This window comes from Wolbachia endosymbiont (group A) of Chalcis sispes (assembly GCF_964026765.1).
In the GTDB taxonomy this organism is placed as follows: Bacteria; Pseudomonadota; Alphaproteobacteria; order Rickettsiales; family Anaplasmataceae; genus Wolbachia; species Wolbachia pipientis.
This window is the reverse complement of record NZ_OZ034697.1, coordinates 969,695-985,250: the sequence shown is the minus strand read 5'-3', so window position 1 is coordinate 985,250 and position 15,556 is coordinate 969,695. Positions and strand designations below refer to the sequence as shown.

The following is a 15,556-nucleotide window of genomic DNA, read 5'->3' as shown; positions in this document are numbered from 1 at the left end:
CACATTTTTAACTTACAACATTCTTATTCAGGACTTAAATATGGAAATGTTTCATAAATTGATTGTAATACTTTGTTAAGTTCAGCCTTACTTTTGATGATCAATAATACTGTATCATCACCTGCTATAGTTCCTATAATTCCTATGTTTTTGCTATTGTTTAATGAATAAATAACATACTTCTGATCTAGAAAGTAAGCTAGGCTGCTAGCTTGTCCTGGTTGAGTGTGTAGTACTATTAAACCAAAATCCGAAATTTGCATATTAAGTATTAATGGTAATCGATATTGGTTGATGTCAATTACTTTATACATACCAGCAACTTTGGCAATTTTAAGTTTTTTTAATTTTCTTGATAAAGTAGCCTGAGGAATGTTATGCCCTCTTTCTTTAAGCAAGGTCTGTAAATCGCTCTGCTCTAAAATTTCGTGATTTTGAATAATATTTAAAATATGTTCACCTAGTGTGTTGTCATGCATTATGCATTTTCCTCATATTGAATATGTAATAAGTATATTTGAAATTATATTCATTATTCTTGACTATTCAATTTTTAATGTCTATACTCATAAGATGAATAAAACATGAATATAAATTAGTAATATGAAAAAATATATTTTAAATGCTATTATAGTGATAAGTATTCTATTAACAGGATGCAAGGAAGATAAACACGATACTATCATTAGATTTGCAATTTCTGCAGATTATCCACCTTTTGAATATTATGAAAATGGTAAATTTACTGGCTTTGACATTGAGCTTGCTCAATTAGTAGCAAAAGAGTTAGGTAAAGAAGCGATATTTAAAGATATGCAGTTTAGTACTATATTTGCAGCATTGCAAAGTAATTCTGTAGATGCTGCTATATCTACTATTGGTAGCACAGAAGAGCGTGAAAAAAATTTTGATTTTTCAAATAGTTATTATACAGGGGAATTTGGTATTCTATATCACAAAAATAAACCCATAGCCGGTATAAACAACTTAACTCACAAGAAGATAGCCGTTCAACTAGGAACTGTCATGGAAATTTGGCTAAAAGAGCATGTTCCTACAACAGCTCAAATTATTGCTATAGACAATAATAATCAAGCTGTAGAAACATTAAAGTCTGGTCATGTTGATAGCGTCCTAATTGATGAATTCCAAGGTAAAGTATTTAGCAAAAAAAATCCTGGTCTATCATGGTCAGCCATCGCTAAGTCAGATAATGGTTATTCTATTGCTGTGAATAAAGGATCTGATTTAAAGGATAAAATAAACGAGGCGTTAAAAAGTTTAGAAAGTAAAGGTGTAATACAAAAGATAGCAGAAAAATGGCTAGGAGATAACTGATGCAAGAATTAATTTCTAATTTCTTGTTTGTTGGAACAGGCCTTGCCTTTACTTTAAAATTATTGATTGGAGGACTGCTTTTAGGTATGAGTCTAGGAGGGTTATTTTCAGTACTCAGATATAATAAGATCTGTATTCCATTAATTAATGGAATTATATCTGTAATACGTGGCACCCCCCTTATATTACAGTTAAGTGTTGTTTATTTTATGACTCCAACCATTGCAGGAATTAAATTAAACATATTTAGTGCTGGCATTATAGCATTTGGTCTAAATAGCTGTGCTTATATTGCTGAGATTTTACGAGCTGGTATTGAAACTATATCAAAAAACCAGTTTGAAGCAGCTAAAACTTTACAAATACCTAGTTTCTATATGTGGAGAGATATTATATTACCACAAGTTATTAAAAATATTCTTCCTGCAATGATAAATGAGATCATTGCACTCCTTAAAGAAACGGCATTAATCTCTACTATTGGTGGTGTTGATATTATGCGCTCTGCGCAAATGCTTGCAGCAGAACAATTTACTTATTTTATACCACTTTGTCTTGCTGGGGCTTATTATTACGCTCTTGTATTACTAATTGAATATATAGGCAAAAAGATTGAACAGAAAGGTATATATGATAAAAATGCATAATGTTTGTAAATTATTTAATAATATTCCAGTACTTAATAATATTAACCTGATTATAGAACAATCTATAGTTGGTCTTGCTGGTCCTTCTGGTAGTGGTAAATCAACATTGTTACGTTGTATACAAAAACTCGAAGTTTTAGATTCTGGTAGCATTGAATGCAATGATAGTACTGGTTTTGTATTTCAGGATTTTCAACTTTTCCCACATATGACTGTCTGGGAAAATCTTACATACGCTCCCAAGCTTAAAAATAAAACTCAGGATCAAAGTTATTCACTACTTGAGTCTTTGGGTATTGCCTCTAAAAAAAATGATTACCCTAATAATCTATCTGGTGGGCAAAAACAGCGGGTTGCGCTTGCCAGAAGTTTAATGATGAATCCAAAGATTCTATTATGCGATGAGCCAACGTCTGGTTTAGATGTAGCAACAATAGTCGACGTTGTGGAACTATTACAATCAGTTAGAGATATGGGTATTACTATGATTATCGCTTCTCACAATTTGGATTTTTTAACAAAAATATCAGATCGGATTATTCTGTTAAAAAACGGAAAAATAATTGTAGATATCAATCCTAAAGAAATTGATGAACCAACAAACTATTTAAAAAATAATTATTAAAAGAGAATCACTCATATCATACTGAGAGCTATAACAGATCTTAGCATCGAAAATTACATAATATACATTATGGAAAATAAATTACATAATATAAGAAGCAACGCTAAAAATAAAATCACATAATATAGCAAACTATAGCTAACCCAAGAAAGGTTTTCCTACGTCATACCGCCGCGATATCTCAGCATAGATTCCGCTAACAAGTAGCGGAATGACGAATTTTTGTTTTTCAAACTGTCGGTAAATCTAAGTCAGTTTAGCTATATGTGTCAAGCACTGGGATGACACCCTCCTGATGGGCCAAAATCACAATGTTCGTACAGTTATGGAATGAATCGCGGTATGACGTGTTGCTTTGATCAGCTATAAAGATGATGCTGCGGAAGTTTTTAGTACTTGCTCGCAACTTTCAACAATTTAATAGCACTGGTGTTTACAACCTCTCCGCCGACACGCTTAGTGACAAAAAACCTCACATAAGGTTTATTCGTATAAGGGTCTCTTAATATTCTCATTCCTCTGTTATCTACAATCTTATAAGCTTGTTTGAAATCTGCCATCGCAATTACTGGTAGCTGATTGTTTGGCGCTGGTGGCATATCGGCAGATTGATATACTGGTATTCCCATTAAAGTATCTGGAGCTTCAAGCGACAGACTTGGCTGCCAGAGATACTGACCTGTTTGAGATTTTAGCAGCCTGATATCCTTCAACGTACTCCTGTTTATCAAAAATGACGCATTTTTGGAATAATATTCGTCCAGAGAGTAATACAACATCATTATTGAATCACTATCTAATTTTTCAGTTTTAACTTGCTCTATTTTATTATAACTGTTTCCATTTTCATAAGCTAAAATTCCTTTTGGTTGAAAAGTGCCCTCACCCTTAATGAAGGCTTCGCTTTCTTCCTTACTAAAAGTCTCGGCAATCTTTTCCACCAGCCAACTCTCAACATCGACAAACGCATCATCGAGTAACTTTTGTGATATTTGTGGTTGAGCATATAACTCGTAAGTTGTGACGGAAATCTTTTGGATTTTGGGCGTGTCCGTATCTTTTGCAAAATCATACTTAGACTTATTGCCACCGTCCTCATCATCTACTGTTTCACTGCTCCAACCTGCACCGGCGCGGTCAAAATCTTCTATAATGTAATCCAATGTTTCAGTAGAGATTCTTTGACTGGAGCATATTTGTCGCATTGGGGACGAATCAGTTACGCGCTTGTTTATGCGTTTTACAATATGCGGAGTAACTAGATACCCTCCGATATCACTGTCATCTCCACTGAGGGTTTTGTGTGATAAACCGCTTTCCATTCCCTTGCGGATATAATCAGAAAAATATTTATCGCTTGTGCTAAAATCTGTATTTACTTCTGGGCGTTGAGCTGCAGTTTCGATCAAGTCTAAACGCTCTTTGCAACTATCAATGGCATTATTTACCTTGCATAGCTGCTCAATTGTTGCAGAATCAGCACGCCCTTTGCTTTCAATTTCTTTTAGTTTGCGATCATTTATTAATTTAAATTGCTCCCATGATGAAGCGAGTTCATTGATACGGTGAGCGATATCGGTAAGTGACATAATAGCCTCCTTTGAAAATGAAATAAAAATGGAAATAAGGTAATAGGAATGGCATCCATAGATGTTTCCCACAGTTGTACGAATATTGCAATATGGTACATAGTAAACGATGTCATTCCAGTGCTCCCTTTCTTGTCATCCCAGTGCTTGACACTGGGATGGCTTTGTTGCATCGCTAGCTATGATGGATTAAAGATAAAAAAGGTGGAGAATATCAGTAGCTTATTATTCTGGTATTTATAACAAGAACGGTCAGTGAATACCTAAATTTGAGTAAAAGAAATTTCACTACCACTCACTAATCCGGCTAAAATTCAAGAATTTCAATGCTTTAGCTATTTTCAATAGAATTAAATTTATTAATATAAATAACAAGTTACTATTCTTAAATTTGATCAGATTGATTGCAAAAAAAACAAGATTTTCAATAAGTTGCTTATAATCCTAATTATAGTTAGCCTTTCATAAGTAGCGATGCAACAAAGCCCACTGGGATCCAGCTTCTATGCAACTTAATTAAAAACGTTTGTTTTAGCGTAAGACAACTACCTTTAGCTCATCAGCTCAGTTATAAGCAAAATTTCTGGATTCCAGTGGGCTTTGTTGCATAGCAACTGAAAAAATCTGGTGGCTACTGACAAAATTCATTATAAAATAGCCATTTAACCTTGAAAGAAAAAATATGCCACAAAAAATGAGGGTCAGTAACCATAGCGAATATAACAAATTTCTAGAAAAAAGAGGAAATATTTTTCATTATATCAACGAAGCCATAGAAAAGTGGTACGAGAATGGTCCAAAAATACCAGGTGGCAACAATATTTATAGCGATAAAGTTGTAATTTTGGTGCACATAATAACTTGTTTATTTAGAATAGGCCTGAGGCAAACAGTTGGGTTTATAGCAGGATACCTTGAGCAAATTGGGAAAAATTTGCAAGTTATCAGCTATTCACAATCATCAAGAAGGTTTAAGAAACTTAATATTAAGATCAATGATTGCAGAATTGATAAAAATAATATGGAAGATATCGAAATTGCTATAGACAGTACAGGAATTAGTATATACAACAACACTCCTGGTCATAGCAAGGAAAATAGCGAAGATAGAAAGTATCGCAGCTATGAACAGACAAGAAAATTGCATGTAATGTTGAATACAAACAGCAAAAAAGCCATAGCTGTAAAATACAGTAATGGTGTCTACTCTGATCACTATGGAGCTTGTGATTTGCTAAAAGAAGTCGATTTTCAGTATGTCATAAAAGTACTATATGCAGATAGGGCATATGATAGAGAAAAGCTCTATAAGCTGTGTAATCAATATGGTATAAAAACGAAAATTCCTCCGAAAAACAACGCAGCAGAGCATCCAAAATTGGATTATATGCTTGATAGAAATGCCGCTATTCAGTTAATGAAATTACATGGTGAGAATGGTATAAAAAGATGGAAAGAAGAAGTAAATTACGGAAAAAGATCGTATATTGAAGGATTTTTCTCAAGGTTGAAGCGAATATTTGGGTTTAGTTTTAGGAGCAAATCTGAGATTAATCGTGAGAAGGAACTACTTGTTAAATGCTATTTGCTCAATAAGTTCACTGATATTGGTATGGCTAAATTTGAGATAGCTTCATAAATTTATTGTGCGTTACCTACTATCCGAAGAGCGATGCAACAAAGCCATTCCAGTGTCAAGCACTGGAATGACATCATCTGTTGTGCAATTTACCTTTAAAAATGAATATCCGTACAGTTATGTGCTTGGCACTGAAATGGCATCATTTTTTATCTGTTGAAAATGTAAACCGGAAAATAGCGTGGCACTTTGTGCCACGCTTAGTACTGTAAGCTTAATCCAGTAATTAAATTAAGCGAGGTAAAATAAAAGATAATGACACTATATAATGTTCGTTCTTTTATGTCAAGCACTTTTTTGAATTTTTTTGGTGATAATTTTTATCCAGTTATTTTATTATTGTAGTATAATTTCAATGCCAGATACTATCATTATGATCACTATCTAAATTTAAATCGTAATTATCATCAAATTTATATATCCCCTCCATCTCTTCTCTATGCAATTCATGTGAATCACCTAAAGCTTTTTGATTAGAAACGTCAACACAATACTGTAACAGTGCTCTTAATGCTCCAGCACTATCTTGATCTAAATTAAAATTGCTAAAATCAAATTTCTGCATATTCTCCACATGTCCTTCTCTACATAACCTACATATCTTAGCAAAAGCCCTTTCACTTTCTCGACTCCAAGCATTAAGAAAGTAAGGATCTACTACTTTGCTAAATTGTTTCTCTATCTCTTCAAGAGAGCTCTCTGGATTAAGTTCTAATATTACTTTGAAAATCCCACTGCCATGGAATCTATAAAATTTACTAGATAAGCTATCTTTTACAAAATTAACTGCATCATCTATTGTAACACCAGAGCGAGATTCAAATATCATCTCAAATGCTCCATAACAACTATCAATACCAAAATTAATTATTTTTTCCATAAAATCAATTACCTCTTCTAAGGAAATTTGTGGCTTATTCCTCAAGATAACTTCTAAACTCTTGACAAAATTATGCCCATGCTGACCCATAGCATGGGTTTTCCCATTTATTGTATAATGATATAGCTTCTTATTTTCTATTATATGCTTATTGCACTGGTAGATATGTAGCTTATTCAATTTGCCAGAATATTCCTCTATTTCCTTATCTGGTAATTTTGAGCGGAATTCCTTGATTACTTCGCGTATTATTCTATTGATATTACTCATGCTTATTCCTAATTAATATGTTAGTATTTTTATAAATTAAGTTATTATATTAAAATTCTTTCATGGATTTCAATATTAGCTCCGCACTACTTGTAGTTTTTGTAATGGGTCTGCCAATGACGATATAATCAGCTCCTGAATTTATTGCTTCTTTTGGTGTTGCTGTTCTTTTTTGGTCGTCATGACCTGGATCTATACGAATTCCTGGAGTAATAATTTTAAAGTCTTCACCGCATTCTCGGCGCACTTCTTGAGCTTCTAGTGCAGAACAGACTACTCCATGGAGTCCAATCTTTTTTGCAAGCTTTGCAAGCAAAATTACCTGTGATTTTGCCTCTCTTGCTACTCCAAGCTCGTTTAAATCCTCATTGCTCATACTAGTTAGCACTGTCACTCCAATCAGCTTTATTTTTGTGCCTTGCACTACACTTAGCGCTTCTTCAAGCATTTTTGTTCCACCGCTGATGTGCAGAGTTAACATTTCAATGTTCAGAACTTTTATTACTTCAACTGTTTTGGCTACAGTGTTTGGAATGTCATGCAATTTCAGATCTAAAAAAATTGGTACATTGCATTTTGCAACTTCTTGCACTCCAGAAAGACCTTGAGCAGCAAAAAATTCTAATCCCAGCTTTACCATGCCAACTTTACCACGCAGAGCATTAGCTAGAGAAATAGCCTTATTTAAGTCTTGTGTATCCAGTGCGCATATTATTGGGTTCATTATCTTGCATGATTTATCTTATAATAAGACTCATTGTTGTGTTTTGCAAATACTTTCACTCTGATTGAACTGACTGCGTTCATAAGATTCTGTCAATAGTGAATTTGGCAATTTGATCGGAGTGGATGAGCGACTGTTATATCCAGAATCTTCCTCAGACTCATATCCAGGATCTCCTGCATGTAAAGGAACAGATGTTTCGTCTGGTAATGATGCATATTCAGAATCTTTCCCAGATGTTTTGCCTCGCAAATCTTGTACAACTTCTTCCAGTACAGACTTCATTACTGGAATCTCCTGTAATATTACTGTTTTATCATCATTTTTGATCACTTTACTTCTCTTTATTGATTCTTCTAACTTGCATAACATATATTCTGTTATCCTTGCCACATAAGACATTTTTTCTTCCTTCTCTCTCAACAAATCTTTTTCAAGTTGTTCTATTTCAGAGGATTTCTCTAAAATTAAATCTTCTAATCTTTTCAACTCATTGCTACAACTTTCTCTCATTCTTTTCTCCCTGCTACTACAGCGTTCCATTTCCTCGCTGAACTCCTGCCAACTATAACTGCAAGATAAAACCTGACGTAAATCCTCTTTTTCTTTGTTGACCTCTTTAATTTTACATTGTAGCTTATCTAAGCTTGTGTACAGCTTTTCTTGTTCTTCGCGTAATTCCTTTACTTCTTTAGAAAGTTTATTTTTTTCCTTATTCAATACCTCTACTTTTTCACTAAGTTCATGTTTTTTCTCACGTAGTGCCTTTTGTACTTCACGTAACGTTTCTATTCTATCATTTAACCCCTTATTCTCTAGCTCTAAATGTTTATTATCATCCACTTCCATCTTCAGCTTTGCAATAAATCTACTTCTTTCTTCCAACTGTTTCTTTAAACATGAGATTTCAAGTTTTAATTTCTCTTCCTGCTCATTAAGCTTACCTATTTCCTTTCTTGTTTTGTCCAATTCATTTACTTTCTGATTCAATTTTTTTGCTCTCTTGTCTAAATTTTGCTTCTCTCTAGTTAATTCATGTAATTGATTCTTCACTTCTTTGTTTGCAGCTTTTTCAGCTTCTTTTTCCAGAGTTATTTTATTTTCTAACTCTTGCTCTTTCTGAGCGAATTTATTTCTCTCAACCTCTATTTTTTTATTATTACTAATTATTTTATACGAAAGTGCAAGCACCAAAACAGATAATGTAGCTAAAGCAAGAATTAGAGGAAGAGGCACATTAGAAGTTACAATAAGCGCTAAAGATGTAAGTAACGTAAGAGTAGCTAAGGAACTAGCTATAAAATAAAATGTGTTAGCCTCACTAAGCAAATTGCTCATTACTCCCCTCCTCCCCCCACGTTCAGCAGTCTTGTATATATTTATTAAAATTCTCTTATCTGTGGAGGAATTATAGTGCTGCACCTACAACAAACTTCCCATCTTCAGTCTGCTAGCTAAAAATGGCTAAGGTTTTATGTATCCAGTGTACAACTGTACTCAAAATGTGTGGCAGCTGTTGGTCGGGGTAGAACATCCACTGGTATATCCAGGATCTTCCACAAATGAAGAAACAGACGTTTCGCCTGGCAAATATTGTGCAACTTCTTCTACTAACACGGACTTTATTGCTTGAATCACTTGTAATATTACTTTTTTATCATCATCTCTGATCACTTCATTTTCCCTTACTAATTTTTCTACCTCATCTGTTATATACTCTATCGTCTATTGCAAAAAAAGCACTTCTTCTTGTTTCTTTTTCGACAAATCTTCTTGAAGTTGTTCTATTTGAGAGGATTGCTCCAAAAGTGAACTGTTTAATTCTTTCACCTTATTATCGTGATCATCCTTCACTGTTGTTAATGTGTTATCAGATTCTTTCTCTTCTTTTTGTAAAGATAATAACTCCTTTTTCAGCTCCTCAATTTTAGATAAGTACTCTTTCTCCTTTGTACACAATTTATCAACTTTACTTTCAAGATCAGTGCGCTTTTGACGTTCATCACTAACTTTACCTTCTAATTCTTTCTTTTCCTTTTCCGACTGGCATAACTTCTTCTCTAATTCTTCTATGTCGCTTTCTGAGCTCTCATGTTGTTCTTCCGATTCTAAAGTTTTTAATTGTTTTACTTCTTCTACTTCTACTTTTTTTCTTAACATAGTTAATTGAGTACGCAGAGAAGAAGCTTCCCTACTTTTATGTTCTAATTCCAAGTTTAATTCATCTTCATATTCCAATCTTAAGCGTAACTCATCTTCATATTCTGACTTTAAACATAACTTATTCTTTTCACTTTCTAATTTGCATTGACACAATTCCTCCATTAAAGAATCTACTCTTTCATTCAATCTTGTATTTTCATCACGTAACTCTTGGTGTTCAAGAGAAAGCATCTCCTCCTTATGTTTTAACTGACCTTTTACTTTTGCACTCAATTCTGTATTTTCATCGTGTAAATCTTTGTTCTTATTATTAAGGGCACCTATCTTACCCTCTAATTCTCGGATTTGATTACCTTTATTATTTAACTCTTTTGTAGCATCATCTAATTTTTGCTGTGCATCATCTTGTTGTGTCTTTAACTGCTCTATTTCCTTATTTAACCCTGCAATTTCGCTTTCCAAATCTTGCTTTTCTCGAGTTAATTGATCTTTTAATTCCTTCACTTCTTTATTTACAGCTTCTTTAGCTTTTTCTCCCAGAGCTATTTTACTTTCTAACTCTTGTACCCTACTCTCTGATTGTTGTTTTACGCTTTCTAACTCTTGCTCTTTTTCAGCAAATTTATTTTTCTCAACCTCTATTTTCTTATTATTACTAATTATTTTACATGAAAGTGCAAGCACCAAAATAGAAAGTATAGACAAACTCAAAGCAACAGGAAGAGCTACATTAAAGGCTGCAACTGAAGACAAGAACTTAACATAAGGGGCAACAGCAAGTGTCCCAGACGCAAGCAATACCAAAGTAGCAAGAGCACCAGCTATAAGATATGGTGCATTGGCTTTATTATATAAATCCCCCATTATTATTCTCTCACAACCAATAATGACTATGATAGCATAGATATCAAAGGAAGTGAAGCTATAAAAATCAGTATAAGTCTATATTCACTATGTATTTCCCGTCTTCAGTTTCAAGCTCAGACTGCATCCACTCTATCGTTTCCGCATTGCACACTGCCTGCAAATCATCCTGTGCGGATTGATCCAACTTATCCTCTTGTACGCTCGCTTTTATCATCAACTTTTTTATCAGATGCTTAACTGATACATTATTATCTGCCTTCATCTTTCTGATAATGTTTAATATCTGAATAACATTATCTCCCATTTCCTCTGAATATTTATCGTAGATAAGTTCTTCTTTGCTCGGCCAATTACTTTGATTGTGTACAGAATTATAACTATACAACTGGTGGTATATCTCTTCTGTAATGTAAGGCAAGAAAGGTGCAAATAACCGCAAAATAATATTCAGTACATATGCCAAACTTTGTTTTACACTGAAGGTTGCTTCACTGCTTCCGTACGCGCGTTTTTTTACTAATTCCAAGTAGTTATCACAAAAATCCTTCCAAAAAAATTCTTCTACTGCACTCAAAGCTTCGCAGTATTCAAACTGTAATAGGTTATTCGTTGCTCTACCTATTACTTTGTACAGCTTAGACAATATCCATTTATCCATCGTCTCACTGATGGAATTTATGCTTACTGTTTGATGCTTTTCCATGAACATGGAAACAAACTTGCTAGCGTTCCAAAGTTTTGTAACGAGGCGCTTGCCAATTTTGAATATATTTTCAGAGTAGACTGTATCAACTCCAAGCCTTGAGTTCGCTGCCCAATAGCGCACTACATCAGCTCCATAAGTTTCAAGTATTACATGAGGAGTAATGATGTTACCTTTTGATTTACTCATCTTTTTCTTATCATCGGCTAAACACCAACCGCTAATCATAATGTTTTTCCAAGGTAAAGAATTTGCATGATAATATGCCTTTAAAATAGTATAAAAAGCCCAAGTTCTTATTATCTCATGGCTCTGGCTGCGCAGATCTGCAGGAAATATTGTATTATAGCGATGATTTGGTAAGCTAAACTCACTGTTTACTGCCAGTGCACTCAGTTGAGGAGTAATTGAACTTGTGGCCCAGGTATCCATTACATCTTGATCTGGGATAACCTCTTCTTTGCTATACCCTTTTGGCAAATCTTTGAGTGGATCTATAGGCAGGTCCTTTACTTCAGCTAGAATAATTTTACCTTCTTCTCCCTTACGTTTGGAATACCATGCTGGAAATGGCACACCAAAATAGCGCTGCCTTGAGATGCACCAGTCCCAATTTAGCCCTTCTATCCACACTTCCATGCGTTTACGCATAGTAGCTGGATGCCAATTGCATTCTTTTACTTTATCTAATACTTGAGCTTTTTGCTCTAAGGTCTTGATAAACCATTGATAAGTAGGCAATATCTCAAGTGGTGCACCAGACCTTTCTGCGCATTTGACAGAATGAGAAATGCTAGTGCTTTCTATTAGTAACTCCTTCTCAGTTAGGATTTCGATCATCCTCTTTCTTGCTGCTACAATTTTTAGTCCATTTATTTCATTTAGTATGTTGTTTGTCATCCAAACATGAAGGTTCATCCTCCCATCCTGATCGATGATAATTTTCATCGGCAGATTATGCTTTTGCTGCCAATATATGTCGAGTTCATCACCAAACGTACAGCACATAACAAGCCCGGTGCCTTTATCTATTTTAACCTTATCATCTGCTATTATTGGAACTTTCTCCTCTGTTATTGGCACTACCGCTGTTTTTCCGATCAGATGAGTGTAGCGCGTATCCTCTGGATGACAAAAAACTGCAACGCATGCTGGAAGTAGTTCAGGTCGCGTAGTTGCAATATTGATCTGCTCATTTTCTTGAGTAGAGAAAACTATCGTGTTTAAGGATGACTCAAAAACTTTATCTTCTATTTCTGCTTGCGCAATTGCTGTTTTATCAACCGGGTCCCAAAGGATGGGCTGCATTTTTCTATATGCATACCCTTTATTATATAGATCAATAAACGACATCTGTGAAAGCGTCACAGTTTCCTTGCTGATCGTGTGATATTCCAAATCCCAGTCATAACTAATGCCGACCGATTTAAATAGTTCCTTGAATTCTTGCTTTGATTTTTCAATAACCTCATGGCACATCTCTATAAATTTTTCTCTGCCAACTTCTTTTGCACGGGTTTTATAGGTTTGTTCAACCAATCTTTCGGTGGGAAGCCCATTATCATCAAACCCAATTGGATAAAACACATCTTTTCCCAGCATGCGCTGAAACCTTGCAATAAAGTCTGTATGGCAATAGCTGAATATATGGCCAATATGCAATTTACCCGATATTGTCGGTGGAGGTGTGTCTATAGTAAAAGTGTTATCCTTTTCACCATTCCATTTATAAACTTTACTTCCTTCCCATAATATGTTGCATTTGTCTTCAATTTCTTTAAAGCCGTATTTTTCTTTTAACATAAATATTTCTTAAGTTTTAAGCTCTAAGTTAGCACAATTACGGCAATTTTACGCCAAAATTTTTTGTTTACGAACATAAATTTTCTATGCTATGATAAAAATATTACTTGACCTTAGGTTCTAAGAACCTGTTTAAAATCTCGGAGAGATGAGGTAAAATAGTGGTAGATTAAGAATGAGGTATATCTATGCGTAAAAATTATCCAAGTGATATAAGTCGAGAGCAATTTGAAAAAATCAGACCAATACTAGAGAGTAGCAGGAAGAAAACGAGACCAAGAAAACTTGATTTGTATGATGTATTTCGTACAGTGTTATACGTCCTAAAAAGTGGTTGCCAGTGGAGAATGTTGCCAAAAGATTTTCCAAGGTGGGAAAGCGTATATTACTATTTTCAAATGTGGAATAAAAAGAATGGAGAAGAACCAAGTTTGTTGGAATTAGTTTTAAAAAAAATTGGTTGGAGAGATCCGTATCAACAATGGTCGGAAAGAGAAAACTAGCTTCTGTATAATTGATGCTCAAAGTGTTAAAAACACAGATACTGCTGAAAAAAAGGGCTATGATGCAGGTAAAAAGATTTCAGGCATAAAGCGTCATATTGCAGTTGATACTCAAGGTCTACCACATGCAATTTATGTAACAACAGCAGAAGTAACTGATCGTAGTAGCGCTGTAAGAATGGTTGAAAATGCTAAAGATACCCTTTCTGAAGTCAAAAATATATTGGTTGATGCAGGCTACACAGGAAAAATTTTTGCAACCCAAATAAAAGATATTATTGGTGCAACTGTTGAGGTAATAAAGCGCAGTGAATTACATTCTTTTGTTGTATTGCCAAAGAGATGGGTTGTTGAGCGTTCTTTTGCTTGGTTAGAAAAGTGTAGACGGCTATGGAAAAATTGCGAACGTAAACTCAATACCAGCTTGCAAATGATTGTCCTTTCCTTCATTTCTCTCCTATTACGAAGATTTTAAACAGGTTCTAAGGGTATTATGTAATGTTAATCATATATATTGAGGTTTAATATGCTTACAGAGATTAATGGTACAATAAAGTTAGTTGGTGAAGAAAATGATCAGAAAATACAGCTTATCATTCCAGGAAGCGATTATGAAAAATTTAAAGAGTATAAAAACATAGATGGGGATAACAACGTAATTAATGAGGAGTTCTTTGCGAGTTTTACGCTAAATGATAAACGAATACATATTACTGGTTTGTATCCTCAAGAAGAACAAACGAATAATAGTATTGTAACCGTGTATGCAAGTTCAATTGCGAGCAATGGCACATGTCATTTCGAATGCGGTGACAATGGTACATATAATAGTTCTCAACTACAAGAGATAAAAGATCAGTTGGGTCTTAGTGAGGATGAGCTTCAGGTGAACATATCTAAACATTTCATAAAAGAATTAAAAGATGAAATAAATGCACTAGAAGCTGCAAATAAGAAAGCTAAGAACGATAAAACAGAATTACAAACTCAATTGGACACAGCTCAGCAGGAAAAACAAGACTTAGAAGCTGAAGTGGAAAAACTAAAGGCAATAGATTCTACAGCGTTACAGCAGCAGTTAGAAGAGAAAAATGCTAAAATAACAGAATTGGAAGCATTAGATGCCGTGGCGTTACAGCAAAAGTTAACAGAGAAAGAGAATAAAATAACAGCATTAAAAGCTCAACCAGATGCTGCTGTTACGAAGTTAGAGGGTGAAAAAACAACACTAACAAATAAAATAAAAGATTTAGAAGCACAGTTAAACAACCAACCAAATGCTGCTCAGTTAAAAGATAAAGACGAGAAAATAAAAGATTTAGAGGCACAGTTAAGCAACCGACCAGATGCTGCTCAGTTAAAAGATAAAGAGGATAAGATAAAAGAATTAGAAGCTAAAATAAACCAACCAAATGCTGAAGTTGAAAGCCTGAAGAACGACTTAAAAACTAAAACTTCTCAAGTTCAGCAGTTAATGCAGAAAAATAAAGAATTAGAAGCTAAAAACAAAACAACTGAGCAACCAAAACAAGGCAATGGAGCACGGTACACTGCTACTGTTGGTATGGGTCTTGCTGCTGGACTGATAGCATTTACTGCACTTGAACGTACAGTGAGATTAGATATTTGGGTAATGGTTGGTATAGCAGTAGTATCTACACTCGCAGTTGGTAGTATTACATATGCAGCATTACCTAGTACTCAAGTGAATGGAGCGGAAGTGCAAGGAGTAAGTGGGGGAAAAACAAGGCAGCTTAACACAGTTTGTTGAGCTGAGACGTACGTGTCAAGTAAAACACTTGACG

The 15,556-nt window shown here is 34.4% G+C and carries 14 protein-coding genes; 7 read left to right on the top strand and 7 right to left on the bottom strand.

All coding sequences use genetic code 11. From position 1 onward, the window contains the following. Positions 1-23: 23 nt before the first annotated feature. Positions 24-479: an arginine repressor ArgR gene (locus tag AAGD72_RS05030; RefSeq protein ID WP_010081874.1), complete on the bottom strand. Its 456-nt coding sequence runs from the start codon at positions 477-479 to the stop codon at positions 24-26. A 124-nt stretch (positions 480-603) separates the two neighbouring features. On the opposite strand from AAGD72_RS05030, the gene AAGD72_RS05025 reads away from it, so the two are divergent. Genes AAGD72_RS05025 through AAGD72_RS05015 form a run of 3 tightly spaced genes read left to right on the top strand, consistent with a single transcriptional unit; the run spans position 604 to position 2,610 of the window. Next, positions 604-1,338 carry an ABC transporter substrate-binding protein gene (locus tag AAGD72_RS05025; protein WP_341814709.1) on the top strand — a complete coding sequence of 245 codons (735 nt, stop codon included), beginning with the start codon at positions 604-606 and terminating at the stop codon, positions 1,336-1,338. Beyond that, positions 1,338-1,985 carry an amino acid ABC transporter permease gene (locus AAGD72_RS05020; protein ID WP_007548901.1) on the top strand — a complete coding sequence of 216 codons (648 nt, stop codon included), beginning with the start codon at positions 1,338-1,340 and terminating at the stop codon, positions 1,983-1,985. The genes AAGD72_RS05025 and AAGD72_RS05020 overlap by 1 nt, the downstream gene beginning before the upstream one ends. Continuing rightward, a complete protein-coding gene (locus AAGD72_RS05015; RefSeq protein ID WP_012673115.1) occupies positions 1,969-2,610 on the top strand; it encodes an amino acid ABC transporter ATP-binding protein in 642 nt (213 codons plus the stop codon). Before AAGD72_RS05020 ends, AAGD72_RS05015 begins: the two co-directional genes overlap by 17 nt. 389 nt (positions 2,611-2,999) lie before the next feature. Here AAGD72_RS05015 and AAGD72_RS05010 read toward each other — a convergent pair whose 3' ends face one another. Then, on the bottom strand, positions 3,000-4,199 hold the full coding sequence (locus AAGD72_RS05010) for a phage major capsid protein (protein ID WP_151807876.1): 1,200 nt from the start codon (positions 4,197-4,199) through the stop codon (positions 3,000-3,002). 682 nt (positions 4,200-4,881) lie between these two features. Between AAGD72_RS05010 and AAGD72_RS05005 the strand changes: the two genes are divergently transcribed. Together AAGD72_RS05005 and AAGD72_RS05000 are read left to right on the top strand one after the other, a co-directional pair. Continuing rightward, positions 4,882-5,838, top strand: coding sequence for an IS5 family transposase (locus AAGD72_RS05005; RefSeq protein WP_341814569.1), 957 nt, complete (start codon positions 4,882-4,884; stop codon positions 5,836-5,838). A gap of 7 nt (positions 5,839-5,845) precedes the next feature. Further along, on the top strand, positions 5,846-5,998 hold the full coding sequence (locus AAGD72_RS05000) for a hypothetical protein (RefSeq protein WP_341814708.1): 153 nt from the start codon (positions 5,846-5,848) through the stop codon (positions 5,996-5,998). A 192-nt stretch (positions 5,999-6,190) separates the two neighbouring features. Here the strand turns inward: AAGD72_RS05000 and AAGD72_RS04995 are convergent, their stop codons facing one another. The 5 genes from AAGD72_RS04995 to AAGD72_RS04975 all read right to left on the bottom strand — a co-directional run bounded on the left by AAGD72_RS04995 (position 6,191) and on the right by AAGD72_RS04975 (position 13,248). Then, positions 6,191-6,988, bottom strand: coding sequence for a hypothetical protein (locus AAGD72_RS04995; RefSeq protein ID WP_155968486.1), 798 nt, complete (start codon positions 6,986-6,988; stop codon positions 6,191-6,193). Between the two features lie 49 nt (positions 6,989-7,037). Next, entirely contained in the window at positions 7,038-7,712 is a 675-nt protein-coding gene (gene pyrF, locus AAGD72_RS04990) for an orotidine-5'-phosphate decarboxylase (protein ID WP_006280567.1), read from the bottom strand. Positions 7,713-7,742: 30 nt separating this feature from the next. Next, the gene (locus tag AAGD72_RS04985; protein ID WP_341814707.1) at positions 7,743-9,050 is read right to left on the bottom strand and encodes a hypothetical protein; all 1,308 of its coding nucleotides are present in this window, start codon (positions 9,048-9,050) and stop codon (positions 7,743-7,745) included. A gap of 387 nt (positions 9,051-9,437) precedes the next feature. Then, the gene (locus AAGD72_RS04980; RefSeq protein WP_341814706.1) at positions 9,438-10,739 is read right to left on the bottom strand and encodes a hypothetical protein; all 1,302 of its coding nucleotides are present in this window, start codon (positions 10,737-10,739) and stop codon (positions 9,438-9,440) included. 67 nt (positions 10,740-10,806) lie between these two features. Next, a complete protein-coding gene (locus tag AAGD72_RS04975; RefSeq protein WP_341814705.1) occupies positions 10,807-13,248 on the bottom strand; it encodes a valine--tRNA ligase in 2,442 nt (813 codons plus the stop codon). A gap of 188 nt (positions 13,249-13,436) precedes the next feature. Between AAGD72_RS04975 and AAGD72_RS04970 the strand changes: the two genes are divergently transcribed. Continuing rightward, positions 13,437-14,226, top strand: a protein-coding gene (locus AAGD72_RS04970) for an IS5 family transposase (protein ID WP_341814578.1) whose coding sequence is annotated in 2 segments (ribosomal slippage) — positions 13,437-13,697 and positions 13,699-14,226 — 789 coding nt in all. Because the reading frame shifts where the segments join, the coding sequence is not laid out codon by codon here. Positions 14,227-14,277: 51 nt separating this feature from the next. Beyond that, positions 14,278-15,522: a hypothetical protein gene (locus tag AAGD72_RS04965; RefSeq protein WP_341814704.1), complete on the top strand. Its 1,245-nt coding sequence runs from the start codon at positions 14,278-14,280 to the stop codon at positions 15,520-15,522. Positions 15,523-15,556: the final 34 nt, after the last annotated feature.